The 10,186-nt window shown below is 75.7% G+C and carries 2 protein-coding genes; both read right to left on the reverse strand.

All coding sequences use genetic code 11. From position 1 onward, the window contains the following. Window positions 1-7,121: type I polyketide synthase (locus ABZ793_RS34205; protein WP_357465063.1), on the reverse strand; the 7,121-nt coding region annotated here is incomplete at its 3' end. 47 nt (window positions 7,122-7,168) lie between these two features. Beyond that, window positions 7,169-10,186: SDR family NAD(P)-dependent oxidoreductase (locus tag ABZ793_RS34210; protein ID WP_357465065.1), on the reverse strand; the 3,018-nt coding region annotated here is incomplete at its 5' end.

Here is a 10,186-nt window from a genome sequence, read left to right on the forward strand (position 1 = left end):
GCGAGCCTGGCGTCGAACACCGGCGCACGACCCACCAGACCCGCCGCCATCCGCGCCGACTGCGCCCCCTGACCCGGGAACACGAACACCGGACCCGCGCCGTGACCCGACGCCACGCCCGTGACCGCGTTACCGGCCGGGGAACCCGCCGCGACGGCCTCCAGGCCGGCGAGCAGCTCCTCGACGCTCGCGCCGACGACGGCGGCGCGCTGGTCGAGGATCGCGCGGGTCGTCGCCAGGGACCAGCCGACGGCCGCCGGGTCGAGGTCGCCGTGCTCCCGCGCGTACGCGGCGAGGCGGGCGGCCTGCCCGGCGAGGGCAGCCCTGGACCGGGCCGACACCGGCCACACCACCACGTCCGAGGCGACCAGCCCCGGGGCGGCGTCCACGGGCGGCTCGGTCTCGTCGGCCTGCTCGATGATGACGTGCGCGTTCGTGCCCGAGATGCCGAACGACGACACCGCCGCCCGGCGCGGCCGGTCCACCGCCGGCCACGGCGTCGCCTCCGTCACCAGCTCCACCGCACCCGCCGACCAGTCGATGTGCGGCGACGGCTCGTCCACGTGCAGGCTCGCCGGCACGATCCCGTGCCGCATGGCCTGCACCATCTTGATCACTCCGGCGACGCCGGCGGCGGCCTGCGCGTGCCCGATGTTCGACTTGATCGACCCCAGCAGCAGCGGCAGGTCGGCGGGCCGGTCCTGCCCGTACGTGGCCAGCAGCGCCTGCGCCTCGATCGGGTCACCGAGCGTCGTGCCGGTGCCGTGCGCCTCCACCACGTCCACGTCGGCCGTGGACAGCCGGGCGCTGGCGAGGGCCTGCCGGATGACCCGCTGCTGCGAGGGGCCGTTCGGCGCGGTCAGCCCGTTCGACGCCCCGTCCTGGTTGATCGCGGAGCCGCGTACCACGGCGTAGACCTTGCGGCCCTGCCGGCGGGCGTCGGAGAGCCGCTGCACGAGCAGCATGCCGACACCCTCGGACCAGCCGGTGCCGTCGGCGGAGGCGGCGAACGACTTGCACCGCCCGTCGGCGGCCAGGCCGCGCTGCCGGGAGAACTCGATGAAGGCAGTCGGGGTGGCCATCACCATCACGCCGCCGGCGAGGGCCATGTCGCACTCGCCGCGCCGCAGCGCCTGCCCGGCCCAGTGCAGGGCCACCAGGGACGACGAGCAGGCGGTGTCGAGCGACACGGCCGGCCCCTCCAGCCCGAACGTGTACGCCACCCGGCCGGAGATGACGCTGCTGGTGAGCCCGGTCAGCGCGTAGCCCTCGGTGCCCTCCGGCGCGTACGCGAGCAGGTTGGCGTAGTCCTGTCCGCTGGTGCCGACGAACACACCGGTGCTGCTGCCGCGCGCGGCGGCGGGGTCGATGCCGGCGGACTCGAAGGTCTCCCAGGTGGTCTCCAGCAGCAGCCGCTGCTGGGGGTCCATGGCCAGGGCCTCGCGCGGACTGATGCCGAAGAAGTCGGAGTCGAACCGGTCGACGCCGTTGAGGAACCCACCGCCGCGGGCGTAGAACGTCCCGCTGGCGTCGGGGTCGGGGCTGTACAGCCCGTCCAGGTCCCAGCCCCGGTCGGTGGGCAGGTCGGTGATGGCGTCGACGCCGTCGGCGACGAGGCGCCACAGGTCGTCCGGGGACCACACCCCACCGGGCAGCCGACAGGCCATACCGATGATCGCGAGGGGCTCGTCGTCACCGACGGCGACGGCGGTGGTCGCTGGCCGGACCGGGACCGGGGTGCCGGCGATCTCCGTGCCCAGGAAGGCGGCCAGGTCATGCGGGGTCGGGTAGTCGAAGACGAGGGTGGCCGGCAGCCGCATGCCGAACGCGTTGTTGAGCCGGTTGCGCATCTCGACGGCGGTCAGCGAGTCGAAGCCGAACTCGCTGAAGGCTCGGCGCGGCTCGATCGCGGTCGGGTCGGGGTAGCCGAGCACGGCGGCGGCCTGGCCCCGGACGATCTCGACCAGCGCGGCGAGCCGGTCGGCGTCGCCGAGGGCGGCGAGCTGCTGGACGAGGGACGCGCCCGTGGTCACCGCGGCGGCGCGGGCGGGGGTGCGGATCAGCGCGCGGTACAGCGGCGGGACGCTGCCGCCGGCGAACTGCACCTTCATCGCGGCCAGGTCGAGGCGGGCCGGGACGAGCGCGGCGTCGGGGGTCCGGCAGGCGGCGTCGAAGAGCGCAAGGCCCTCCTCCGCCTCCATCGCCGCGACACCCGAGCGGGAGATCCGGTTGAGGTGAACGTCGTCCAGCTCGGTGGTCATGCCGCTACGGTCGGCCCAGAGACCCCAGGCGAGGGTGAGCGCGGCGAGGCCGTGCGCCTTGCGGTGGTGGGCCAGGCCGTCGAGGAACGCGTTGGCGGCGGCGTAGTTGCCCTGGCCGGGGCCGCCGGCGGTGGCGGCGAGGGACGAGTACGAGACGAACGCCTTCAGGTCGAGGTGGGCGGTCAGCTCGTGCAGGTTCCAGGCGGCGTCGACCTTGGGCCGCAGCACGGCGTCCATCCGCTCCGGGGTGAGGGAGGGGATGGTGCCGTCGTCGCGGACGCCGGCGGCGTGGATGACGGCGGTGAGCGGGTGTTCCGCCGGGATGCCGGCGAGAAGCTCGGCGACGGCGTTCCGGTCGGCGACGTCGCAGGCGGCGACGGTGACGGTCGCGCCGAGGGCCTCCAGGTCGGCGCAGAGTTCGGCGACCCCGGCGGCGGACCGGCCGCGCCGGCTGGTGAGGATCAGGTGCCGGACGCCGTGGGTGGTGACCAGGTGCCGGCTCATCAGCTGGCCGAGGGTGCCGGTGGCGCCGGTGATCAGGACGCTCCCCTCGCCGTCGAACGGCGAGGCGGGCGGCTCGGCCTGGGCGGGGACCCGGGTGAGCCGGGCGCCGGCGGCGACGCCGGACCGGATGACGACCTGCGGCTCATCGGTGGCGAGCGCCGGCACCAGCGCGGCGGCGGAACCGGCCACGTCGTCGACGTCGACCAGCACGAACCGGTCGGGGTTCTCCGACTGGGCGGAGCGCAGCAGGCCGATCACGGCGGCGCCGGCCAGGTCGGTCAGGTCGCTGTCGTGGGCGGTGGCGACCGCGCCCCGGGTGAGCACCACGAGGCGGGAGGCCGTGTACCGGTCGTCGGCGAGGAACCGCTGGAGCGCGTCGAGCGCCCGGTGGGTGGTCTCGGCGACAGCGCGGGGCAGGTCGTCCGGTCCGGGCGGTTCGAGGAGGGGCACGACGAGCACGCCGGGGGCGTCCGCGCCGTCGTTTAGCGCCGCGGCCAGGGCGTCCAGGTCGGGGTACGCCGCCGCGGCCGTCCCGCCGGCCACGAGCGCGTCGGTGAGGCCGGCGTCGGCGCCGACCACCGCCCAGCCGGCGGTCGCCGGGGCGGCGGTCGGGGCGAGCGGCGCCCACTCGATCCGGAACAGCGACTCGGTGCCGCCGCCCCCGGCCACCCGGAGCTGGTCGGCGGAGACGGGACGCAGGACGAGGGAGCCGACGGAGATGATCGGGGCACCGGTGACGTCGGCCAGCAGCAGGGAGATGCTGTCGGTGCCGGTGTGCGTGACGCGGACCCGGGCCGCCGCCGCGCCGGCGGCGTGCAGGGCGACGTCGTTCCAGGAGAACGGCAGCCGGCCGTAGCCGGGCGGAATGTCCGCCCTCGACGGCTGGCCGGTGGCGGTGGTGAGCCCGAGGGTGTGCAGGGCCGCGTCGAGCAGCGCCGGGTGCAGGCCGTACCCGCCGGCCTCGGCGGCGGGGGTCTCGGGCAGCGTCAGCTCGGCGAACAGGTCCTCGCCGCGCCGCCAGGCGGAGCGCAGCGCGATGAAGGACGGGCCGTAGTCGTAGCCCTGGGCGGCGAGGTTCACGTACAGGTCGTCGGTGGCGACCTCGGTCGCGCCGGGGGGCGGCCAGGCGGTGAGGTCGGACCAGCCGGGCGGCCCGCTGGGCACCGCCGGCCCGCTGGCCAGCACGCCGCTGGCGTTGCGGGTCCAGGCGCGCTCGCCGGGATTGTCGGTCGGCTCGCCGTCCGGGGCGGAGTGCAGCGACACCGAGCGGCAGCCGGTCTCGTCAGCCGGTCCGATCCAGAGCTGGATGTCGACGCCGCCCGTCTCGGGCAGGATCAGCGGCGACTCCAGGGTCAGTTCCCGGACGTGGTCCGCCCCGACGTGTGCGCCGGCCTGGAGCGCGAGTTCGACGAAGCCGGTGCCGGGCAGCAGCACGGTGTCGAACACGACATGGTCGGAGATCCACGGGTGGGTACGCCGGGCCAGCCGGCCGGTGAACAGGAAACCCTCGGCGTGCGCGACCCCGACGGCCGCGCCGAGCAGGGGGTGCTGGGCGGGGCGCAGGCCGACCGCGGTGACGTCCCCGGTCCACCCGGCGCCGGCCTCCGGCCAGTACCGCTGCCGCTGGAACGCGTACGTGGGCAGGTCGACCCGGGTGGCGCCGGTGTCGGCGAACCACTGCGCCCAGGTGACCGGGACGCCGTGGACGTGCAGTTCGGCCAGGGCCGCCAGCAGGGCGTGCCCCTCGGGCCGGTCCTTGCGCTGGGCGGGGACGGCGAGCACACCGTCGTCGCCGGGCAGGATGTCGGCGGCCATCGCGGTCAGCACGCTCTGCGGGCCGACCTCCAGGAACGTGCCGACTCCCGCGGCCCGCAACGCGGCCACCCCGTCGGCGTAACGGACGGCCTCGCGGACGTGCCGCACCCAGTAGTCGACCGTCCGGATCTCGTCGCCGTCGGCGAGCGCGCCCGTCACGTTCGACACGACCGGCAGCGCCGGCTCGGCGAAGGTCAGCCCGTCGAGGACCGCGCGGAACTCGGCGAGCATCGGCTCCATCAGCGGGCTGTGGAACGCGTGGCTGACGGTCAGCCGACGGGTGCGCACCCCCCGGTCCTTCCAGGTCTGCTCCACCTCGTCGAGGGCGTCGACCGCGCCGGAGACGACGACGGACGTCGGCCCGTTGACGGCGGCGACGCCGACCCGGTCGGCCAGCCCGTCCAGTGTCGGCAGCACGTCGGCCTCCGACGCGTTGACGGCCAGCATCCCGCCACCGGCCGGCAGGGCCTGCATCAGCCGGCCCCGCGCCGCGATCAGGGCGCACGCGTCGCTCAGGGACAGCACCCCGGCGACGTGCGCGGCGGTGATCTCCCCGATCGAGTGCCCGCCGACGAACTCCGGCACCACCCCGAACGACTCGACGAGCCGGAACAGGGCCACCTCGACGGCGAACAGCCCGGCCTGGGTGAACACCGTCTGGTCCAGCAGTTCCGCCCCGGCGGAGCCCGCCTCCGCGAAGAGCACGGTCTTCAGCGGCTGCGGCAGCAGCGGGTCCAGGTGCCCGCACACCTCGTCCAGCGCGGAGGCGAACACCGGGAACGCCGCGTACAGCTCCCGGCCCATGCCGGCGCGCTGGGCGCCCTGACCGGAGAACAGCACCGCGAGCGAGCCCCGGTCCCCGGCCTGGCCGGCGACCACCGCGCCGGACGGCTCACCGGCCGCCAGGGCGCGCAGCCCGGCCAGCAGGTCGTCCCGGCCCGCGGCGGCGATGACGGCCCGGTGGTCCAGGGCGGACCGGGAGGCCACCGAGGAGTACGCGAAGTCGAGGGGGCGCAGGGCCTCGTCGGCGGCGATCCGGGCGGCCCAGTTGCCCGCCTGGGCGGCGAGCGCGGCGGCGTCGCGGGCCGACACCGTCACCGGCACGACGGGGCGCTCCACCGCCGGGGCGGCGTCGGCCTCGACGGGGGCGGGGGCCTGCTCCAGGATGGTGTGCGCGTTGGTGCCGGACACGCCGAACGACGACACCGCCGCCCGGCGGGGGCGGTCCACCGCCGGCCACGGCGTCGCCTCGGTGACCAGCTCGACGGCACCGGCGGTCCAGTCGACCTGCGGGGTCGGCTCGTCGACGTGCAGGGTGGGCGGCACGACGCCGTGCCGCATCGCCATCACCATCTTGATCACACCGGCGACGCCGGCAGCCGCCTGCGCGTGCCCGATGTTCGACTTGACCGAGCCGAGCAGCAGCGGGGCAGAGCCCGCCCCCCGGTCCTGCCCGTACGTGGCGAGCAGCGCCTGCGCCTCGATCGGGTCGCCGAGCCGGGTGCCGGTGCCGTGCGCCTCGACCACGTCCACGCCGCCGGCGGCGAGACCGGCGTTGGCGAGGGCCTGCTGGATGACGCGCTGCTGCGAGGGCCCGTTCGGGGCGCTCAGGCCGTTGGACGCGCCGTCCTGGTTGACCGCGCTGCCCCGCACGACGGCGAGGATCGGGTGGCCGTTGCGCTGGGCGTCGGACAGCCGCTCCAACAGCAGCACGCCGACGCCCTCGGACCAACCGGTACCGTCGGCGGCGGCGGCGAACGCCTTGCACCGGCCGTCGGCGGCGAGGCCGCGCTGCCGGGAGAACTCGACGAACGCGGCCGGGGTGCACATGGCGGTGACCCCGGCGACGATGGCCAGGGTGCACTCCTGCTGGCGCAGCGCCTGGGCGGCGAGGTGCAGGGCGACCAGGGAGGACGAGCAGGCGGTGTCGATGGTGACCGCCGGGCCCTCCAGGCCGAACGTGTAGGCGATCCGGCCGGAGACGACGCTGCCGGCGTTGCCGGTCATCAGGTGCCCCTCGAGGCCCTGCGCGGCGCCCATCAGCACGCTGCCGTAGTCCTGGCCGGTGCTGCCGGCGAAGACGCCGGTGCGGCTGCCCTTCAGCGAGTGCGGGTCGATGCCGGCCCGCTCCAGGACCTCCCAGGAGGTCTCCAGCAGCCACCGCTGCTGCGGGTCCATGGCCAGGGCCTCGCGGGGGGAGATCGCGAAGAAGCCCGGGTCGAAGTCGGCCAGGTCGTGGACGAAGCCACCCTGCGCCGTGTACGACGTGCCGAGCCCGCCCTGCTCCTGGTCGGCGTCGTACAGCGACGCGAGGTCCCAGCCCCGGTCCTCCGGGAAGTCGGAGATCACGTCCTGCCCGGACGCGACCACCTTCCACAGGTCCTCCGGCGACCGCACCCCGCCCGGGAAGCGGCAGCTCATGGAGACGATGGCGACCGGTTCCTGCTCGCCGGCCTCCACCTCGCGCAGGCGCTGCCGCACCTGGTGCAGGTCGGCGGTGACCCGCTTGAGGTAGTCGAGAAGCTTCGCCTCGTCAGCCATGGACCGCGCTCTCCTTGTGTTGAGCCGTGCACGCAGCAGCGATCACGTCAGGACACCCCCAGCTCACGGTCGATGAAGTCGAAGACCTCGTCCGGCGTGGCGTCCTGGAGCTTCTCGGCGACGGTGTCCCCGCCGCCCGCCGGGGCGTCGGCCTCGTTGAGGGAGGCCAGCAGCGCCCGCAGCCGCTCCGTGATCCGAATCCGGGCGCTGCGGTCCGGCACCGAGCCGGACAGCGCCGCTTCCAACCTGTCCAGTTCCCCGAAGACCGGTGCGACGCCGACCACGCCGCCGTCGACGATCGCCGCCCGGACGTACTCGGCGAGGCCGGCGGCGGTCGGGTAGTCGAAGACGACCGTGGCGGGCAGCCGTACGCCGGTCGCCGCCGTCAGCCGGTTGCGCAGCTCGACCGCGGTGAGCGAGTCGAAGCCGAGCTCCCGGAACGCCCGGTCCGGTTCGACGGCGTCCGCCGAGGCGTGCCCGAGCACGGCGGCGGCCTGGCCGCGTACCAGTTCGAGGAGGGTCTTGCGTCGCTCGACGTCGGTCTGCCCGGCGAGCAGGGCGGCGAGGGACTCCGCCGACGCCCCGGCGTCGTCGGCCCGCTCGGCGGCGGCCCGCTGCGCCTCCGCGACGCCCGTCAGCAGCGGGCTGGGCCGCACGGCGACGAACCCCGGCACGTACCGCGCCCAGTCGATGCCGGCCACCAGCGTCGCCGGCTCCCGTCGCGCCACGCACCGGGCGAGCGCGGCGAACGCCGTCGCGGTGTCGAGGCGGGCGACGCCGCTGCGGCGGCGGCGTTCCTCCACGGCCTGGTCGGTGGCGGCCATCCCGCCGGCCGCCCAGGGGCCCCAGGCGACCGAGGTGGCCGGGAGGCCCTGCCGGTGCCGCTGCTCGGCGAGCGCGTCGAGGTACGCGTTCGCGGCGGCGTAGCTGCCCTGCCCGGCGGCGCCGAGCTGGCCGGCCATGGCGGAGAACAGCACGAACGCGCGCAGTGGCCGGTCGGCGGTCAGCTCGTGCAGGTGCAGCGCGCCGAGCACCTTGGGCCGCAGGGCGGTGGCGAGCCGGTCCGCGGTGAGGCCGTCGAGGACGCCGTCGTCGAGGACCCCGGCCGCGTGCACCACCCCGGTCAGGGGCGCGTCGGCGGGCACCTCGTCGAGCAGCTTCGCCAGCGCCGCCCGGTCGGCCACGTCGCAGGCCGCGACGGTCACCCGCGTGCCGGCGGCGGTCAGCTCCCGGACGAGGTCGGCCGCGCCGGGGGCGTCGGCGCCCCGGCGGCTGACCAGCAGCAGGTGCTCGGCGCCCCGGGCGGCCAGCCAGCGGGCCACCTCCGCGCCGAGGGCACCGGTGCCGCCGGTGACCAGCGTCGTGCCGGGGTGGTCGGGCTCGTCGGGAACGGTGTCGCCGCCGGGGGCCCGCACCAGCCGGTTGACCAGGACCGTGGCGCCGTCGACGGCGAGCTGGTCCTCGCCGTCGAGGCCGGCCAGCGCGGCGCAGAGCAGGTCCCAGCCGTGGTCGTCCAGGGTGGCCGGCACATCGACCAGCCCGCCCCAGCGTTCGGGGTGTTCGAGGGCGGCGACCCGGCCGAGGCCCCAGAGCAGCGACTGCTCCGGCCGGGCCGGCGTCGCGTCCCGCGCGGTGCCGGCGGCGCCCCGGGTGACGCACCAGAGCGGGGCGGCCACGTCGAGGTCGCCGAGGGCCTGCACCAGGGCCAGGGATCGGGCCAGGAAGGGCGGCACCGGCTGGGTGTCGTCGACCGGGCCGTCGGCGAGGGCGAGCAGCGACAGCACGCCGTCCACCGGCGCGCGTTCGCCGTCGCCGGTACGGGTGGCGGCGGCCAGATGCTCGGCGACGGCCGCCCGCTCGGTCAGCTCCTCCGGCAGCAGCACCAGCCGGGCGTCGGCGCCCCGGCGGCCCAGCTCGGCCACGGCGGCCTCGCCCTCGTCCGCGCGGTGCTCGTCGGCGACGACCCACCACGCGCCGGGGAGGAAGCTGACGGGCGTGCCGTTGTACGGCTGCCAGACGCTGCGGTAGCGCAGGTCGTCGAGGGTGGACCGGTCCCGCTGCTGGCGTCGCCAGGAGGCGAGCACCGGCAGGGCGGCGCCCAGCCGTTCGAGGGACTCGGTGGCGCTCTGCGCGGTGAGTTCCGCGAGCGCGGCCAGGTCCTCCCGTTCGACGGCCGCCCAGAACGCGGAGTCGACTCCGCTGGGTGCGTCGCCCTGCTCCTCCGCCCTGCTCGGCCAGAACCGGGTGCGGTCGAAGGCGTACGTGGGCAGGTCGACGGTCGGCGTCCTCGCCAGGACCTTCGTCAGGTCGACGGGCAGGCCGATCGCGTGCGCGGTGGCCAAATTCGTCAACAGCCGCGTCGGATCGTCGTCACCCCGACGCAGGCTACCCAGCGTGTACCCGGTGACGCCCGCGTCGTCCAGGATCGCCGTCACCGGCATCGTCAACACCGGATGCGGGGAAATCTCCACGAACGTCGTGTGACCCGCCGCGACCGCCACCCGCACCGCCGCGTCGAACTGGACCGTCCGCCGCAGGTTCTCGTACCAGTAGTCCGCCGTCATGCTCTCCGGCTGCACCCAGTCACCGGTCAACGTCGACACCAACCGGATGTGACCCTGCTGAGGCCGCACGTCGGCCAGATCGGTACGAAGCTGCTCGGCGACCTCCTGCACGGATGGGGAATGCGACGCGTAGTCCACCGGAATCAACCGCGCCCGCACACCGTCGGCCTGGCAGGACTCCACCAGATCCGCCACCGGCTGCGGCGGCCCAGACACCACCACCGTCGACGGACCATTCACGGCGGCGATCCCCACGCCGGGGAAGGCGGCCAGCCGGGCGGCGACCGCCTCGGCGGACAGGTCCACCGACGCCATCGTCCCCGTCCCCCGCAGCACCGCCAGAGCCCGCGACCGCAACGCCACCGTCCTGGCAGCGTCCTCCAGCGACAGGATCCCCGCCACACACGCCGCACCGATCTCACCCTGCGAGTGACCGACCACCGCCTGCGGCACCACACCCACGTGCCGCCACACCGCCGCCAGAGCGACACCCACCGCCCA

It is taken from the genome of Micromonospora sp. NPDC047465 (assembly GCF_040643125.1).
In the GTDB taxonomy this organism is placed as follows: domain Bacteria; phylum Actinomycetota; class Actinomycetes; order Mycobacteriales; family Micromonosporaceae; genus Micromonospora.